Here is a 16,841-nt window from a genome sequence, read left to right as displayed (position 1 = left end):
TTCTTTTCAATTGATTAATCTATTTTTTTAATATTTTTTATTGCTTATTTAAAACATTTATCGTTTCTTAATAAACAATGAACAGATTCGTTCTATATCGTATAGGAACTAATACTCATTCTACAATAGATAGGAATTAATAACTATAAGTACTCTATCGAGCGTACAAAAGTTTCATACATTCTTCTTTATGGTAACAAACTAAATTTAGTACATTAGTTTTGTACCTTATTAGTTTTTATATTGTAAGCAGGCTTTTGCTTTAGTCTCTGCAAGTCTTGAGTGAAATTGATCATGGTGCCAGATCGCACGAAAAGTTGGAAGAACTCAGGTCAGTTCGAAAGGTCAGGTTGGAATTATGGAAAAAAAGGATATTATAAGGACTGTTATGGAAAAAGAGTACCAGATAAGTCCTGAAGCTGTAGAACTTATTTATTCCAGTAATTCTCCCGAAGACCTGCTTAAATATGTCCTTTCAACTGTAAATGACTCTGTTATTGTCATAAGTATCGAAGATATAGATCTTGAAGGCTTTGACGCTTTTTCGGCGGGTGAGTCGCATTCAGATAAAATACATGCCTCCTCTACAGAGGAAAGGAAAATTCTTTCCGGGACTTCCATACTTTCTTCCAGATCAGACAATCCATCTTCAGAACCTGATTCCTTTGTAGTGCCCGACCTTCTTTCAGAACCTGTTCTTTCCTCAGAGCCAGATGTTATTACTACAGCTTCTGATCCAAGTATAAAATTATCTCAAGACGATGTTCCTGATTCTTCAGTTCAGGGCATTGTTCTGGATAAGGCTTACGAACCAGATCCGGATATTCCAGATGCTTCAAACATTCAGGATATTCCAGATGCTTCAAATACTCCGAATACTCCAAATATTCCAAATACTCCGAATACTCTGAATACACAATCAATCACTGTTTTATCTGACGAAGCTTTGGCCTCCGATCTGGCCTCAGACTCCTTTTCTTCGGTGAAAACAGCAACTCCAACTTTCTCTTTTCATTCCTCCCTGGATGCAAACAGGCCAGTCTCTTCTTTTTTCGGGCAGGAGAACTCTCTTTCCTCAATTCCTTCAAATAGGAGTTTCAGGACAGAACCACCTTCTTCCACTTCTGAGAGAGGGATATTTTCGAGTTCCATAGATGAATACAAACATTATCCGGGCAAAAATCCTGTGACCGTCGTTTCGGATATAACAGGGCATTCCACCTGTGTCGGGGAATATATGCAATTTGTGCAATATTTTAGGGACAGATACAGCAGGCTTTCGGAGATTATCCGGAGCAGGATCAATGCACGTCCTATCGAAAGCTTAAAAAGAAGAAGCTTTCGCAGAGGAGGAGATGGAGGTTCTGAAGAAATCTCGATTATAGGTATGGTTTCGGATATCAACAGCACAACGAACGGCCACAAAATCCTTTCTCTGGAGGACCCAACAGGTTCTTTTTCAGTCCTGATTCGAAATTCCGATAAAGAGCTTTTTGAACTTGCATCAAAAATTCTCCTTGATGAGGTCATAGGGGTAGCTGGTTCGATAACCAATGACGGAAGCCTCATGCTGGCAACAAAGCTAATACAACCTGATGTCCCGAATAATGTCCAGCGCAGAACCGGAAGCCATGGGAAAGCTGTATTGATTTCGGATGTGCACGTGGGTAGCTCCCAGTTTATGGAAGATGCCTGGCTTGATTTCCTGGATTTTTTGAAAGGGGAATCGGATTCAGAGGATATGCGGGAACTTGCAGCCAGTGTCCGTTATCTTGTTGTCGCAGGAGATATTGTTGACGGGATAGGGATCTACCCTGACCAGGAATTGGAACTTGACATTCTGGATGTCTACGACCAATACAGGAAGGCCGCCGAATATTTCAGGGAAATCCCCGAGCATATTCGTGTAATAATAAGTCCAGGTAACCACGATGCTGTTCGCCAGGCAGAACCTCAGCCTGCCCTGCCGGAAAGTATCCAGGCGTATTTCTCTGAGAATATTGTTTTTGTTGGTAACCCTGCTTTTCTGGAACTTGACGGTGTTCGCCTTCTGATCTACCACGGCAGGTCGATTGACGACCTTGTGGCGAGTGTCCCCGGAGTCTCGTACCAGGAACCTGCCGGGGCAGTCCTTGAGATGCTGAAACGCAGGCATCTTGCTCCGACCTATGGGAGTAGAGTTTCAATATCCCCTGAGAAAAAGGATTATTTCATAATCGATCCTGTGCCTGATATTATTCATACAGGTCACGTCCACACCCTTGGGGTCCAGCACTATAAGAACGTCCTTCTGGTCAATTCCGGAACATGGCAGGGCCAAACAGAGTTCCAGAAGCGTGTAAATCTAGTACCTGTCCCTGCCAGGGTCCCTATCGTGGATCTCGAAAATTTCGACGTAAAGATTCTTCCTTTTGACTGAATTTTTATAAACTGCGACACTATTCTTATGCACTATATTAGGGCTCTTCGCGATTCCGTATGGATAAGATGATTTTTAACTCCTGATGAAGTTTCCTGCTACCGTTAATTGCCTGACATTTTTCAATCTTTGAAAAAAGGTAAAAACCTGGAAAATGCTAAAAGACATTTATAGCAGTCATGGAATTGAGAAGCTCTCAAAAGTGCTCCCCGGAAGACGCTTTCTGGAAGCTGAAACTAATTGCCGGCAGCGTATTGCTATCGAATGTTTAAGGATAGATTTTCCGGCGTGGATTCTTGAAAAGTATTTTTTCATAACATACGGTAATAATTAATGATTTTTTTAGTAATAAATAGTAAAGTAAAAATTAGATTAATGAATACCCTATGGAGATTTTTAAAATTTCTCTATAATTCCTTCGATGCATCAATTTTCATCACCCAAGCATATCCCTCATCAAGCACCGTCCCCTGGTAAGAATGTAAATTCCTGAAAATTTGTTTTGCAAAAATTTACATAAATCAATTGCAAGAAACTAAATATATACCAAAAATGTATCAGGATATTCATTTAACGTTAAGCTAGATTCATTATTTCAGAAAATATCTACAAAACTTAAGGCTCTAAACTTCAAAATCAAACTGACATTGAATTTACGGAAACGGTATAAAATATGAATCATTCAGTGCCTAAAATCTTACTGTTACTACTCACACTGACACTGGTTGGAGTTGCTGCCGGAATCAGCGAAAGCAACAAAGAAAACCCCAATGAAACAACCATCTTAGATATAAATGAGTCAGAAACTCAACAGGCTATAGAACCTCCCACACTAACACTGGTTGGAGCTGCTTCCGGGATCAGCGAAAGCAACAATGAAAACTCCAATGAAACAACCATGTTAGATACGAATGAGTCAGAAACTCAACAGGCTATAGAGCCTCTGATAAAGGCATTAGGAAATGACAATATAGACTCCAGAAAGGAAGCCAGATTCGCTCTGGAAGAAATGGGAGAAAAAGCTGTAGATCCTCTTATAGAAGTTATTGACTCTGAAAACCCGGAAATAAGATGTGAAGCAGCTCTGGCTCTTGGAAATATTGGTGGGCAAAAAGCAGAAAAAGCCATAATAAAGCTTTTGAATGACGAAGACTCGAAGGTTAGAAGCAATGCAGCTCTAGCTCTTGGTAATGCAAGAAGCCAGAGAGCAGAAAAACAACTAATCCAGGCACTTTCAGACGAAGATGAAAGAGTGCGCTCCAATTCAGCCTGGGCTCTTGGGGAAATTGAAAAGACAGGTTCTTCTTCAGAGGAAGATGACTGGGGAGGAACCTTATTCTCAGGAAAAGTCGAAAATGAGGAAATTGTTGAGGCCCTCTGCCTGAGTCTCGAAGATAATAACAGTGAGGTAAGGTCCAATGCAGCAGAAGCTCTGGGGAAACTTGGAGGAGAAAAAGCTGAAGAGTCTCTGATTCAGGCACTTTCAGAGAAGGACGAAAAAGTTCGAAGGAATGCTGTGGAAGCCCTTGGAAAAATAGGGGATGAAAAAGCAACTGAACCCCTGATAAAAGCATTGAATGACGAAGATAGAGAAACAAGAAAGAAAGCCATTGTCGCTCTTGGAGAACTCCGGGAAGAGAGAGCAACAGAAGCCCTGATTAAGGCCCTTTCGAGTGAAGATAAGGAAATCCGCTGTACTGCCGCTGTTGAATTGGGAGAGATTGGGGATCAGAGAGCAGAAAAAGCCCTGATAAGTGCTCTTTCAGATGAAGATCCTGAAGTAAGGAGTCTTGTCGTGGAATCTCTTGGGAAATTAGGAGAAGAAGAATCAATCGGAGCTCTCGTCCAGCAGTTAAAAGACCCTGACCAAAAAGTCAGAAATATAACTGTAAAGACGCTTGAAGAAACTGGAGACAGAAACACTAAACCGATTATTCAGGCATTAAAGGATAAAAATAAGAATGTCAAGCAATATGCTGGTGATATTCTTGTTGAAATCGGAAAACCAGCAGTTAAGCCCCTTATAGAAGCCCTTTCAGATGATGACGCATATACAAGCAGTACGGCCGCCTGGGCTCTTGGAAATATAGGAGATAAAAGAGCAATAAAACCTCTCATTCAAAATCTCTCGGCTGAAAATGAAGAAACAAGATTGAGCTGTGCCAGAGCTCTTGTAGAAATAGGAGAACCCGCAGTCCCTTATATGATAAAATCTCTTGAGAACCAGAATAAGACTGTTAGAAAATATATTGTTTTTTCACTCATTGAAATGGGAGACAAGAGAGCCGTTCCAGAACTTGAGGAACTTTTCAAGGAAAAACCAGAAACTTCTGCTGAACTTACTGAAAAAAAAGGTGACGAAAAAGTAGACCAGACTCTCCAGAAGGCTGTAGAAGAAAAAGACCTGAACTTCCGGAAGGAAGTGGCAAACGCCTTTGAAGATGTTGGGAACTCAGAAACAAAACCCCTCATCAATGCACTGAAAGCAGACCCTCAAAACATAAAAAAATACGAAGAGGCTTCCGGAGTTAATCCTAAAGATAAAAAAGCGCCGGAGAAACTCTTAGATGCATTAAAACATGAAGAGAGTTATGTGAGAGTCAGCTCTATACTTGCACTGGGAGGAATGAGAAAAGAAAGTTCTATCGAGCCTCTTATTGAAATACTGGTCAAAGACTGCAATGAGACAAAAGCCTGTGCAGCCTTTTCTCTTGGAGAAATTGGAAACAAAAAGGCAGTGGAACCCTTATCAATTGCCCTGAAAACGGATAAATACGACAATGTGAAAGAGTGCAGTGCCATTTCCCTCGGAAAAATCGGGGATCAAAGGGCAGTAGACCCTCTTATCATGGCTTTAAACGAAAACGATTCCGTAAAAAGTTGTGCAGCCCTTGCTCTGGGAGAAATTGGAAGCCCGAAGGCAGTTAAATCCCTGACCCAGATACTATCCGATGAAGATCCCGAAGTAAGGCAAAATGCAGCTCTGGCTCTGGGGGCAATAGGGGACCAAAAAGCAGTGAAATCTTTAACTGTGACACTGCAAGATGGAGACGAAAATGTGAGAACCGCTTCAGCATGGGCTCTTGGAAATATAGGTAATGCCACAGCTGTGGATGTGCTCAATAGTGCTGCAGTAGATGGAAATGAAACACTCAGATGCGCTGCTTTAGAAGCTCTGGGAAAAATAAACGACCCAAAAGCAGTTGGAACTCTTGAGAAGGCTCTTGAGGATAATAACTCCAGAATTCGGCTCTCTGCTGTTACTGCTTTAGGAGAGATAAAAGATGAAAAAGCAACTGAAACTCTTGTCAGAGCTTTGGGAGATAATAACAAAGAAGTAAGAAACTGCGCTTCAAAGATCCTTATTGATAGAAAAGAAGAAGCAGTGAAACCTCTAATAAGAGGCCTGAGTAGTGAAAACAAGAATATCAGGGAGAACTCCGTGTTCCTGCTAATTGACATTGGAGATGAAAGAGCGGTAAAACCTCTCACCAAGTACTTAAATGCAAATAACAAAGCTCAACCTGAAATTCAAGAAAACAAAACTTAAACCAGACGAATAAGGTCTTCGAGTGCGGCTTTTGGGTCTGCGGCTTTCACAATTCCAGATGCCAGAAGCACGCCTTGAGAACCAAGGTCAAGGGCTGCCCTGAGGTCTTCACCTTTGGAAATCCCGGCTCCGCAGAGTACCTTTACCCTGGGATCAATTTTTGCAACTGCCTCAACCGAACCGCTAACAACTTCGGGGTCAGCTTTTGAAACAGGGATTCCACTCCCTATAAGTTCGGGGGGCTCGATTGCAACATAATCCGGCCCCAGAGCTGCTGCTGCTGCAGTTGTCGGGACATTATTAGTGCAGATAATTGACCTGAGTCCGAATTCCTTTGCAGCCTTTAACGATGCCTCGATCTCTGCAAGGGTCAGACGCTTTTCAGAGTGGTTGATCAGAGTCCCTACAGCACCTGCCTCTTTTATGGATTTTCCAAAAACATGGCCTGTGAAGCTTCCTGCTCCTATTCCATCCAGATGCTGTGAAAAGACCGGAAGCTCAACTTCCGAAGCTACCCTGTAAATATCCGGAAGCTGCGGAGCTACTGCTATCTCGATACCTGACTCTTCGGATACGGCTTTACAGGCCTTTGCAATTTCCACTGCTCCCTGACCAGTACCCTGTAAATAAGTCTTATAGTTCAATACAATGAATGGTAAACCCAAAAAAATCCCCTCTTGAAAAGTAAAAAGAATGGAAAGCGCGAATTTCAACGCTTTCTCTAAAGGTTTCTGCCGAAATCACTGCATGGTTTTCCCCTGTAGCGGTAGGTTTTTAGCAGTAGGTTTTCGGCAACCTTTTTCGGGAAATTCTTAAACCTGTTTATGGAAAATTCCTAAACCTTTTTATGGAAAATTCTTAAACCTGCTTAGAAGTCAGTCATGATCCTGAACTGGTCAATTTCCGGTTTGTTAAGGCTGTTGATGAACTGCTCGGCAACTTCCCTGACGTCTTTTGCGTTAGTAATAGCACGGCCCACCACAAGAATGTCAGCACCCTGACTGAGAGCCACAGGCACCTTGTCCAGACGGACCCCGCCTGCAACAGCAACCAGAGTTTTTGGAGCAATCTTTTTGATCTCAGCAATATTGCCCCATGCATGTTCAGTGGCCTCAATGTCGATTCCACGGTGGAGTTCAATGACATCAGGCATGACCTTAAGCTGTTTTAAGACAGAAATTGGATCTTGCTGATTAAGCGTGTCCATGACTGCATAGATGCCTGTCTTATGAGCTTCCTCGATAAGCTTGTCAATAGTGTTGATAGGAGCAAGGGCAGAGACTACAATAGCGTCTCCTGCAGCATCAGCAACCATTCTTGCTTCAAGGTTTCCGGTGTCCAGAGTCTTCAGGTCAGCTACTATGAAGGCATCAGGCCTTACCTGTCTGATCTTTGAAATGACATCCATACCATAGCGTTTGATAAGAGGTGTACCTGCTTCGATAATAACGTGATCACTTTTAGGAATCTGGGAGATGGCAGACTGCACAAATTGGATGTCAGGATTGTCAAAAGCAACCTGCAGATAGGGTGGGTCCCAGAGCCTTATAACCTTGAATCCCATGATAGCATGGGTAGACTTGTTGCTTTCCTCCAGAACAGTGTCTATATCCGGGAAGCCTTTGAGAGCACGCTTGATTGCAAGTTTTGTGGCTCCGTAATTATACCTGTATATCTTGTTGTAATCCTGGGCATCAGGATGAATAAAAACACTGGCTACAATGACAATTTCTTCAACCTGATCCTTTGAGATTACGCCTTCTTCAACGGAGTCTGCTACTGCCTTTGCAACGGCTGACTGAGCAGGTCCGAAAATTTTTCCTGCCTGATCCATATTTTTTACCGTAACCTTCGGAATAATTAGAGTTGAAGGCTTTGGAGGCAGATTGGGCCTGATAACGGACAGGAGTGGAGTATGGCCGACTGAAAGCTGGGTCAGGCCGTTTGCAAAAGCTTGACCTACGGGTCCTCCCTTGTCTCCAATCATCAAATCAACATGGGCAAGTTCTGCACCCTGCCCCATTAAAGCTTCTCCTATTTGAAACATATTTGACCTCGTAAAATGTGATAAATTATATGATACTGAGTATTGATAACGGTATGGATAGCCGTGTACATGGAAATATTTTACTATTAACTAAGGATACGAATAACCCTTTTGCCTGCTAAATGCCAGCCTTATATAAATAATCTCGTATCGCCTCGCAGGTTTTTTCCGCAGCCTGATAGAGCCAAAGAGAGGCACGGAGTTCGATTTTGGAGTTTGACTTTGAAGTTTTCGGAGCCATATTGGAGTTTGACTTCGAAATTTCCGGGACCACAGAAAACTCCCTATTAAAGGAGAATTTTAGGACAGATATCATCAAGAGCGCATGTTTTGCACCTGGGAGAAATGGGCCGGCAGGTATTCTGCCCTAATTTTACAAGCAGGAGATTTATATGTCTCCAATATTTTTGTGGAAAGATCTTTTTTAATTCGATTTCAGTTTCTTCAGGAGCTTTTGTCTCTACCAGACCAAGCCTGTTAGAAATCCTGTGAACATGAGTATCCACGGCAAGGGCATCCTTAAGGAAGGCATGCGCAAGCACGCAGTTAGCAGTCTTCCTGCCAACTCCAGGCAGTTCAAGAAGAGCTTCCATATCGTCAGGAACCCTGCCATCATATTTCTCTAGAAGAAGTCTGGAAATTTCCTTTATTCTTCCGGCTTTAACTCTATAAAAGCCCACATTTTTTATAAGAATTTCAATCTCGCTAACATCAGCTCTCACCATTTGTTCAGGCGTCGAAAATTTCTCAAAAAGCTTGCTAGCCGCTGGATAGGTCACATCATCCCGGGTTCTGTGGGACATCACAGTGGAAATTAGCGCAAAAAAAGGATCTTTAAAGGCATCGTTAGAAGCTTCAGGATAAAGTTCAAAGAGCCTCTTCATGAGTTCATCAATGTCCATGCTCAAAAATCAGTATTCTCTAATATAAAATTAAGGTTCGGAATTGAACCTGGATCAAAGTAAGCTCTAAATTACATAAAAGTCGTGAGAATCAGGAAATTAAAAGTTCTCAGGGAATTAAAAGTTCTCAGGGAATTAAAAGTTCTGGAAAAAAGATTGGTTTTTAAAGGAAAGCCAAGATCCGGATTCGAACCGGAATGGAATCGCTCTGCAGGCGATTGCGTAGCCGCTCCGCCATCTTGGCATTATGCAAATTCGTTTGAAATACTTTAAAAATTTAGAGCAATAAATTGTTTAAGTAAGAAGCCAAGATCCGGATTCGAACCGGAATGGAATCGCTCTGCAGGCGATTGCGTAGCCGCTCCGCCATCTTGGCATTCTTGATCACGTATTGCTCGTGTAGCTTCAATTAAAGTAATTTCTAATATATAAATATTTAGCTCGAGGCAATCGGTTTTTAAATTTTTACAGAGAACGTAACTAAAAAGTAGAGGGAGTTGTTCTTATAAAAGGATAACCCCCGTAGAAAAGAACCCGAAGAGAGATAATCCTGAGAAAGCAAATATCCATGCCATAAATATGGCCATAAACAGGATTATAAGTAAAGTTGGTAGCAGTATAGCTATTACGGACCTTGCCATGCTTATATCATGGACATATATTCCGCCCACAATATAGAGATATATCCCGTAAATTCCGGCAATCCAGCCGATAATAGGAATCCAGGAAAGTACCAGTACAGCAGTTGCATAAGAAATGAATCTTACAGTGCCTTCGTAACTTCCCGTTCCTCCAAGTATTTTATAAATAACATAGAGTATTGCAGCTTCGATAAAGATAGAAATAATACCTGTAATAGGTGTTATGATCACAGTCATAAGTATCGTGAAAAAGCCAAGCCCTCTAGAACTACCGAACATACCCTCGTACATCCCACCATACGTTCCACCGTGCATCCAGCCCATATACATTCCAGGGCCAAAGAGTACGGTTAAAAGTGCGGCTAAAAACGCGTATATGATGAAACTGATTGCTGCAAAGGTAAGCGGATCAGTATACCCTCCGGTCTTAGGCATTTCTCTGTAAAAGTCAGACGGACTTTGCATTACCTCTTTCCAGGTTTCGATATAACCCATGAGTTACCCCCAATAAGTATAGATTTAATTATTATTTAGATGAATTTATTAAAATGCTCTGATAAGACCCTTTGATCTCAGTAAAATTAAGAGAAATTTCATTATAAGCCCGTAACGGTAGAGGCACATAATGTAGAGACCCCCACCGAACACGAACCTGGATAACTAATACATCACAAATAGCATTGTATTGAATGTTCACGAAAATCAGAAAGCAGACTGGAGATCTCACACACCAGATGCGTCGTCAGTTATGCCGCATTGAGGATTAGTTACTGCTTCTTCACACTTGCACATGCTCAGTGCTTCAAATATACCTTCACCTACATTTATTCCTTTTAGAGCGCATTTTTCCATTAAACGGTAGTAAAGGTCTTCATTTTCGCTTTTAATAAACTCGCATATCTCAGAAACCATTTCCTGTGTTGCAAATTCTTCCTTTTTGTTTACCCAATTATTAATTGATCCAATTAAGTGCTTGTGTATAGATTTATCGTCCCTGTTCTGATCTATTACACTCATGAAGACGCATTCATTTCTATTCAGAAGCCACTTACCAAGTCTATACCTGAACCTACTCTCGTTATCTTGACTCGTTTTATTTTCATCACTCATAATATATTCCCCAGAATAATTAAAGACTTCATGATATTTAACAATTTTAGACGATTTTTATAATATTCCGGATTCGCTAAAATTTAACATTGATTTCGATGGTAGTTGGTTGCTATTACTCAGAATTTGAGACGGTTTCTGTGGTCGAAAAGCCCAAAAACCAGGCTCAACAACATTGTTTCCCCAATGAAAAACTTCAACACTTTCAGGAAGTGGTGGGTACATAAAAATATTCATAAACTATAATTATAAATTGTGAAAATTATAATTTCTTTTGCATAGGGGGTTTATTTGTGAAAGGAGATGAAAAGATTATCGAGAGTCTAAACGCTCGTTTGGCCGAGGAACTGACTGCTATCAACCAGTACTTTGTTCATGCTGAGATGTGCGAAAACTGGAACTACAAACTACTGGGCGAGGCAATCGAGCAGCGGACCATTGCCGAGATGAAACACGCTGAAAAACTAATCGAACGTATCCTCTTCCTGGAAGGAAAGCCCATAGTCAGCAAACTGAACGAAATAACCATTGGTTCCCATGTGCCGAAGATGCATGAGCATGATCTTGAGGCTGAATTAGGGGCCGTCAAAGGTTATAATGAAAGCATTCGCCTGGCGACGGAGTTGGGAGATAACAACACTAAAAACCTTCTCGAATCTATCCTGAAGGAAGAAGAAGAACACGTCGACTGGTTAGAAGCCCAGCTCGACCAGATTGGACAGATAGGTATCCAGACCTATCTGGCACAGCAGATCTATGGATAAGGAAGTTCCTGCTGAATCTATACCTTGAAAAGATTGCTTTTAAGAGGTTCCTGGGGCCATTCATGAGATGCCCTGACTAAAGGGTAAAAAAATTTTCAGTATCCCAGGAATATCTTTCTAAGGAGAGTTATAAGATGAGAAATTGGAAATAGAATTTGTGAATATATTTTTAGCCTTTTTTATTGCTTTCTTAAATCATTAATTCCGCCGATCACGTAAGAATACAAAATATCCTACCAAATTGGCAGCAGTTAGACGATAACGATGCAAAAACATGAGCATTAAAAGAATCAGAAAACGCCTTTATTTCTTATGGAAAAAGGCGAATATCTGTTTTTGTAGTCATAAGAAGGTCTATAAAGCAGAATACGAGAAAAAGCGATTCAAAAATGGACTGAAAAAGCGATATAAAATTAATCAAAAACTAATTTTAAAAACAGATCATGAAAAGTAAAGTATTATAAGGTGAGTATGGCAGCGATCCAGAGTTCCCGAAGGCTCGCACACTTCAGTACAGTAAGGAACGCGGGCAGGCTTATCTACTGTGTTCGGGATGGGTACAGGAGTTACACTGCCGCTATGGCCGCCAGACTCAACCTATAAGTGGGATTGTGAAATGAAGTCATGTATAGTGCTGCATACTGGATTTCGCCTGGACTTGATTAGGAAAGGAACGGATGGTTAGTTAACGCGGACTGAACACCTCGTTGCCTTGGTGCTTACATCCCGTTTCTATCAAACCGGTCTTTTACCGGAATCCTTAATGAGGTCTCTTTTTAGGTTAGATTTCGAGCTTAGATGCATTCAGCTCTTATTCCGAAGCGCGTAGCTGCCCGGCGATGCCTTGTCAGACAAACGGTACACCAGTGGCGCCGCTGCTTGGTTCCTCTCGTACTAAAAGCAGCTTACCCGCAGACCTCGAACACCTCTAGTAGATAGTAACCGACCTGTCTCACGACGGTCTAAACCCAGCTCACGATCTCCTTTAATAGGCGAACAACCTCACCCTTGGCCGCTGCTGCACGGCCAGGATGGAAAGAACCGACATCGAGGTAGCAAGCTGCCGGGTCGATATGTACTCTTGCCGGCAACGACTCAATTATCCCCGGGGTAACTTTTCTGTCATTTTTGGCCCCCACCAAGGAGGCTCAAAAGTTCGCTAGAGCCGACTTTCGTCTCGTCATCCACTGCTATGCTGAATAACGTCAGGCTGACTTATGCTCTTGCACTCTTCAGTGAGTTTCCGACCCACTTGAGTCAACCATTGCGCGCCCTTGATATCTTTTCAAGGGCGTCCCGCCCCAGGCAAACTGCCCACCTATCGGGGTCCTCTTCGCAGAGTTAGGGTCGTAGTCCCAGAAGGGTAGTGTCCCAATTGCGGCTCCACGGATGCTGGCGCACCCGCTTCGATGCCTCCTACCTACACTGTACATCCAGAACCACAACCCAACGACAGGCTGCAGTAAAGCTCCACGGGGTCTTCACTTCCCCCTAGAGGTCTCTAGACTGTGCACTAGAATGTAAGCTTCACCGGATTCCAGTTAGGGACAGTAGGGCTCTCATTGATCCATTCATGCAAGTCGCCAATTAAGCGACAAGGTACTACGCTACCTTAAGAGGGTCATAGTTACCCCCGCTGTTTACAGGCCCTTCTTCCCGTTGAAACGGGGTTTCAGGTACCTGCACTGAGCAGGATTCAGAGATTGTACTAGCCCTTACGGGTTTGCAATCTCCTATGTTGGTATTAGACAGTTAGAGCCCCCTGGTCACTGCGACCTGCTGTCTTCACAGCAGGCACTCCTTATCCCGAAGTTACGGAGCTAATTTGCCGAATTCCCTTAACTGAAGTACTCCGACACGCCTTAGCCTTTTCAGCTAGGGGCACCAGTGTCAGATCTTGGTACGGACATTTAGCGGCCTTTTCACGGGTCCCTGGGTGCAGCCGACTTTAGCCATTACAGATTCGCCCGCTTCTCGCCATTACGGCTCTCCACGGGGTTCGCTGCTTAGACGGCGCGACGACGCCGCTCGGCCTGCCCTGAGACGTCAGACGGATTGCTAAATGGTACAGGAATATTAACCTGTTTCCCTTTCGGCGTACTCGAATTACGGTACGTCTTAGGACCGACTAACCCTCGGCTGACGATCATTGCCGAGGAAACCTGGCCCCTTCGGCGGCAGGGATTCTCACCCTGCTTTGCTGCTACTATTACCAGGATTTTCGTTTGCGAACGGTCCACAGGACTTTACAACCCTGCTTCAGCCCGAACGCAACGCCTTCCTACGAGATTACCTTGCGGTACTCCGTGGTATCGGTGGTCGACTTGAGCCCCGTCAATTTTCGGGGCCCCAAACCTCGACTGGTGAGCTGTTACGCACTCTTTGAAGGGTAGCTGCTTCTAAGCTAACCTTCCAGCTGTCTTGGGCTTGGGACGCCCTTTAGTATTAACACTTAGTCGACACTTGGGGACCTTAACCACGGGCTGGGTTGTCTCCCTTACGGACTACAAGCTTACCCCAGCAGTCCGGACTCCGACTTTCTACAATGACGGTGGGTTTGGAGTTTGACAGGCGGGCGAGGGGTTTCCCCCCCGGAACCGCTAATCAGTGCTCTACTCCACCGACGATCTCCAGTCAGGTCATGCTGCGACATGTTTTGGAAGGAACCAGCGGATGCCGGGTTAGATTAGCATTTCACTACGAGACGCAGGTCACACGAATGATTTGCAGATCAATACCGCTTGCGGTCCTCCACGTAGCTTTCGCCACGCTTCAACCTGCCCACGCCTAGATCACCCGGCTTCGGGTCTTACCCCAGTGACTCCACGCACTTGTATACGTCGTGCCTCGCCCGAAGGGCTGCGCACATGTTGCTTTCGCTTCGGCTGCCCAAATATAAGGTTAGCCATTGCCACTGAGATAAACTCCCTGGCCCGTTCTTCAAAACGTAAGATACGACACCGGCAGTGATATTCGTACAACATTCTCGCGAATGTTTCCTTCATATCAGAGTTCCTTTCATGCCATATCGTTCTATCACTATCAGGTTTCAGGCACTTTGCACCTCCCTTCTCGGGGTACTTTTCAGCGTTCGGTCACCCTACTATTTCGCTATCGGTCTCAAGTAGTATTTAGTTTTGGAGGTTGGTGCCCCCCAGATTCCCGCACGATATCCAACGCACGGTACTCAGGGACATGTTCCGGTCTTTTGGTTTACACATACGTGACTGTCACACTCTACGGTCTGCCGTTTCAGGCAAGTTCTGTTTAGCCGCCGGACGTTTGAACAGCCCTACAACACCACATTTCCCTGTGAAGGGATTCGGTTTGAACTGTGCCGTTTTCACTCGCCGTTACTCACGGTATCTCGGTTGATTTCTTTTCCTGCTCCTACTAAGATGTTTCAATTCGGAGCGTTCCCGATCATTACTGATCACTATGGAGAGGTCCCATTCGGAAATCCCGGGTTCATTGGCTCCTTGCACCTACCCCGGGCTTATCGCAGCTTGGCACGTCCTTCATCAGCTCTTGAGCCGAGCCATCCACCTGATAGCATAATTCCTGTGTATCCTAACCAGGTCCAGAAAGCGTCCAGTATACAGCACCTATACATGACTTCATGTACCTGCGTGTCAACGCAGGCAATCCGCCCTTCCCCGAAAATTTACTTTCCGGGTGCATTTGATGAGTTTGAGTTGATCATGAGATTATGATCGATGATTTTAATGGTGAGGATTTTGTTCGGTTTATCGGCATCTGGGCAGTGGGTTTTTTTGCTTAGGAGGTGATCCAGCCGCAGATTCCCCTACGGCTACCTTGTTACGACTTAACCCCCCTTGCAAAGCACAGGTTCGAACACGACACAGAGTTCGTGCCCTCACCCATACCTCACTCGGGTGGTTTGACGGGCGGTGTGTGCAAGGAGCAGGGACGTATTCACCGCGCTATATTGAAACGCGATTACTACGGATTCCAGCTTCACGAGGGCGAGTTACAGCCCTCGATCCGAACTAAGGATGGGTTTGTGAGATTACCAGCCCTTTTCAGGGGAGGGGCCCATTGTCCCATTCATTGTAGCCCGCGTGTAGCCCGGGAAATTCGGGGCATACTGACCTACCGTAGCCCGCACCTTCCTCCGATTTAACACCGGCGGTCCCCACAGAGTACCCATCATCCCGGAGGACATGCTGGTAACAGTGGGCACGGGTCTCGCTCGTTGCCTGACTTAACAGGATGCTTCACAGTACGAACTGGCGACGGCCATGCACCTCCTCTCAGCGATTCAGGCAAGGTCTTCAGCCTGGCCTACATATTGCTGTCGTCCCCGGTGAGTTGTCCGGCGTTGAGTCCAATTAAACCGCAGGCTCCACCCGTTGTTGTGCTCCCCCGCCAATTCCTTTAAGTTTCAGCCTTGCGGCCGTACTTCCCAGGTGGCTCGCTTCACGGCTTCCCTGCGGCACCAGACACGGTCGCGCCATGCCTGACACCTAGCGAGCATCGTTTACGGCTGGGACTACCCGGGTATCTAATCCGGTTCGTGCCCCCAGCTTTCGTCCCTCACCGTCGAACCCGTTCTGGTAAGACGCCTTCGCCACAGGTGGTCCCACAGGGATTACAAGATTTCACTCCTACCCCTGTAGTACCTCTTACCTCTCCCGGTTCCAAGTCTGGCAGTATCCCCCGAAAGCCTAACAGTTGAGCTGTCAGATTTCCCGGAGGACTGACCAAACCGGCTACGGACCCTTTAGACCCAATAATCACGATCACCACTCGGGCCGCCGGTGTTACCGCGGCGGCTGGCACCGGTCTTGCCCGGCCCTTGCTAACAGGTGTATTTTACACACCTGGACAGCCAGCATATGATGCTAGCACTCGGTGTCCCCTTATCACGGTTTCCCGCATTGTAAAGTTTTCGCGCCTGCTGCGCCCCGTAGGGCCTGGATTCATGTCTCAGAATCCATCTCCGGGCTCTTGCTCTCACAACCCGTACCCGTTGTAGGCTAGTAGGTACATTACACCCACTACTACCTGATAGGCCGCAGACCCATCCTTGGGCAGACGAATCCATTTTACGCATAAAGCATTCCAGCATATGTGCGTTATCCGGAATTATCCCCAGTTTCCCGGGGTTATGCCGGACCCAAGGGCAGGTTATCCACGTGTTACTGAGCAGTACGCCATGTTCACGAAGAACATATGACTCGCATGGCTTAGGCGAACACCGATAGCAGTAACCTCTGGCAGGATCAACCAGAATTGTTAATGTATCGCACACTTCAAAATAAAGGTCTTGGTCGCAGAAACTTGCACTAACAACTATCAATTCAGTTATTTCAGTTTCGCGATGATATGTTATGAAAACTCTCACCGCCCAGAATTAACCGAACCGACAAAATCCTCGTCAGTCA

At 44.6% G+C, this 16,841-nt stretch carries 9 protein-coding genes, 2 tRNA genes and 3 rRNA genes; 4 read left to right on the top strand and 10 right to left on the bottom strand.

The window, feature by feature from the left end:
• Positions 1-358: 358 nt before the first annotated feature.
• From MSKOL_RS00445 to MSKOL_RS00435, 3 genes are all read left to right on the top strand, one after another.
• Positions 359-2,419 carry a DNA-directed DNA polymerase II small subunit gene (locus tag MSKOL_RS00445; RefSeq protein ID WP_048153225.1) on the top strand — a complete coding sequence of 687 codons (2,061 nt, stop codon included), beginning with the start codon at positions 359-361 and terminating at the stop codon, positions 2,417-2,419.
• Between the two features lie 154 nt (positions 2,420-2,573).
• Entirely contained in the window at positions 2,574-2,753 is a 180-nt protein-coding gene (locus MSKOL_RS00440) for a hypothetical protein (protein ID WP_048116665.1), read from the top strand.
• A 351-nt stretch (positions 2,754-3,104) separates the two neighbouring features.
• A complete protein-coding gene (locus MSKOL_RS00435; RefSeq protein ID WP_197078795.1) occupies positions 3,105-5,969 on the top strand; it encodes a HEAT repeat domain-containing protein in 2,865 nt (954 codons plus the stop codon).
• Here MSKOL_RS00435 and tpiA read toward each other — a convergent pair.
• From tpiA to MSKOL_RS00395, 7 genes are all read right to left on the bottom strand, one after another.
• Complete coding sequence (gene tpiA / locus MSKOL_RS00430; protein ID WP_048116659.1) at positions 5,966-6,634, bottom strand: triose-phosphate isomerase; 669 nt, start codon at positions 6,632-6,634, stop codon at positions 5,966-5,968. The genes MSKOL_RS00435 and tpiA overlap by 4 nt on opposite strands.
• A gap of 203 nt (positions 6,635-6,837) precedes the next feature.
• On the bottom strand, positions 6,838-8,016 hold the full coding sequence (locus MSKOL_RS00425) for a bifunctional 5,6,7,8-tetrahydromethanopterin hydro-lyase/3-hexulose-6-phosphate synthase (RefSeq protein ID WP_048116656.1): 1,179 nt from the start codon (positions 8,014-8,016) through the stop codon (positions 6,838-6,840).
• 287 nt (positions 8,017-8,303) lie between these two features.
• Positions 8,304-8,918 carry an endonuclease III gene (nth, locus tag MSKOL_RS00415; protein ID WP_048153223.1) on the bottom strand — a complete coding sequence of 205 codons (615 nt, stop codon included), beginning with the start codon at positions 8,916-8,918 and terminating at the stop codon, positions 8,304-8,306.
• A gap of 172 nt (positions 8,919-9,090) precedes the next feature.
• A tRNA-Cys gene (locus tag MSKOL_RS00410) sits at positions 9,091-9,162 on the bottom strand.
• Between the two features lie 60 nt (positions 9,163-9,222).
• Positions 9,223-9,294, bottom strand: a tRNA-Cys gene (locus tag MSKOL_RS00405).
• Between the two features lie 127 nt (positions 9,295-9,421).
• Positions 9,422-10,054: a YIP1 family protein gene (locus tag MSKOL_RS00400; RefSeq protein ID WP_048153222.1), complete on the bottom strand. Its 633-nt coding sequence runs from the start codon at positions 10,052-10,054 to the stop codon at positions 9,422-9,424.
• A 228-nt stretch (positions 10,055-10,282) separates the two neighbouring features.
• Positions 10,283-10,669, bottom strand: a complete 387-nt coding sequence (locus MSKOL_RS00395) for a hypothetical protein (RefSeq protein ID WP_048116648.1) — start codon at positions 10,667-10,669, stop codon at positions 10,283-10,285.
• 293 nt (positions 10,670-10,962) lie between these two features.
• Between MSKOL_RS00395 and bfr the strand changes: the two genes are divergently transcribed.
• Positions 10,963-11,433, top strand: a complete 471-nt coding sequence (gene bfr / locus MSKOL_RS00390) for a bacterioferritin (RefSeq protein WP_048153221.1) — start codon at positions 10,963-10,965, stop codon at positions 11,431-11,433.
• Between the two features lie 469 nt (positions 11,434-11,902).
• Here the strand turns inward: bfr and rrf are convergent.
• The 3 genes from rrf to MSKOL_RS00370 form a co-directional block, all read right to left on the bottom strand.
• Positions 11,903-12,024: ribosomal RNA gene (gene rrf, locus MSKOL_RS00380) — 5S ribosomal RNA — on the bottom strand.
• A gap of 71 nt (positions 12,025-12,095) precedes the next feature.
• A 23S ribosomal RNA gene (locus MSKOL_RS00375) occupies positions 12,096-15,003 on the bottom strand.
• 209 nt (positions 15,004-15,212) lie between these two features.
• Positions 15,213-16,690 (bottom strand): 16S ribosomal RNA (locus tag MSKOL_RS00370).
• The 16S, 23S and 5S rRNA genes sit together here, the layout of an rRNA operon.
• Positions 16,691-16,841: the final 151 nt, after the last annotated feature.

The organism is Methanosarcina sp. Kolksee, assembly GCF_000969945.1.
In the GTDB taxonomy this organism is placed as follows: domain Archaea; phylum Halobacteriota; class Methanosarcinia; order Methanosarcinales; family Methanosarcinaceae; genus Methanosarcina; species Methanosarcina vacuolata.
Note: the sequence above shows the minus strand (reverse complement) of the source record. Positions and strands in the feature narration are given on the sequence as shown.

Coding starts and splice junctions, on each gene's coding strand:
- nth (WP_048153223.1), bottom strand. CDS start 8,918: ATGGACATTGATGAACTCATGAAGAGGCTCTTTGAACTTTATCCTGAA.
- MSKOL_RS00445 (WP_048153225.1), top strand. CDS start 359: ATGGAAAAAAAGGATATTATAAGGACTGTTATGGAAAAAGAGTACCAG.
- MSKOL_RS00395 (WP_048116648.1), bottom strand. CDS start 10,669: ATGAGTGATGAAAATAAAACGAGTCAAGATAACGAGAGTAGGTTCAGG.
- MSKOL_RS00425 (WP_048116656.1), bottom strand. CDS start 8,016: ATGTTTCAAATAGGAGAAGCTTTAATGGGGCAGGGTGCAGAACTTGCC.
- MSKOL_RS00440 (WP_048116665.1), top strand. CDS start 2,574: ATGCTAAAAGACATTTATAGCAGTCATGGAATTGAGAAGCTCTCAAAA.
- MSKOL_RS00400 (WP_048153222.1), bottom strand. CDS start 10,054: ATGGGTTATATCGAAACCTGGAAAGAGGTAATGCAAAGTCCGTCTGAC.